Raw genomic sequence first — 822 nt, forward strand, 5'->3', positions numbered from 1 at the left:
CTACCGGTTCTTCCTGATCCAGTAAGTCATAAACTAACGGTAAGGCTTCTCCCCGTTTTCTGTTTGACAGAAAACCGTAATACCTGATGGCTCTAAAATTCTTTTCTGCGGGGATATGCGAGACTAACCGATCGATCATCTCTATTTGACTAAGGACCAATGTCTTATAGCAATTATCTCTATGATCTTTGTAGACAAAGTGAACATCACCACCCTGATAATGACGTAGGCGAGAAGCCGCTATTGGCGGCCGCTTAAAATAGCGGCCTAGGTATCTAACGGTTGGACCGACATCTTCTGTCTTTTTGGCTAAGTGAATACGCCACTTTCGACTGTATTGACTAGAGAGAAACTGACTCCATCCACGAAAGTCTCTAATATGTTGATAGTTATCATGTTTAGTATTCAAGGCATTATAGTGGTCTCGTAAGAACGAGACCACTTGCTGCTTCCAATGCTGCTCTACCATCGCAGCATTAAAGTAGATATTTCCCCATCGCTTAGTTTTGAGATTTACGCCTCCACGTGTGACTGATAGATGGAAATGGACATTCCAATTAAGTTGACGACCAAATGTATGGACTACACAGAATAGGCCAATCTCTATTCCCCGTTTCTTTGCAAAACTCAAGAATGCTGATACCGCACAGCGGTATAACAGATTGATTAACCATGGATTAAGTCGGAATATGGGCCATAACTTATCGGGCATCGTTAAGGTCATGTGTTGATATTCACATTGGGGCAAGCTGGATAGCTGCTTCGCTATCCATTTTTCTGGCAGCATTACTCCACAAGAGCTACAAGCTTTACTCTTACAAG

At 42.6% G+C, this 822-nt stretch carries 1 protein-coding gene; it reads right to left on the reverse strand.

The features are described 5' to 3' along the window. Nucleotides 1-822, reverse strand: an 822-nt coding sequence (locus tag CRU91_RS12070) for an IS91-like element ISPda2 family transposase (RefSeq protein WP_113895450.1), incomplete at both ends; no start/stop codon positions are given.

The sequence above is a fragment of the Aliarcobacter vitoriensis genome, from assembly GCF_003316695.1.
GTDB lineage: Bacteria > Campylobacterota > Campylobacteria > Campylobacterales > Arcobacteraceae > Aliarcobacter > Aliarcobacter vitoriensis.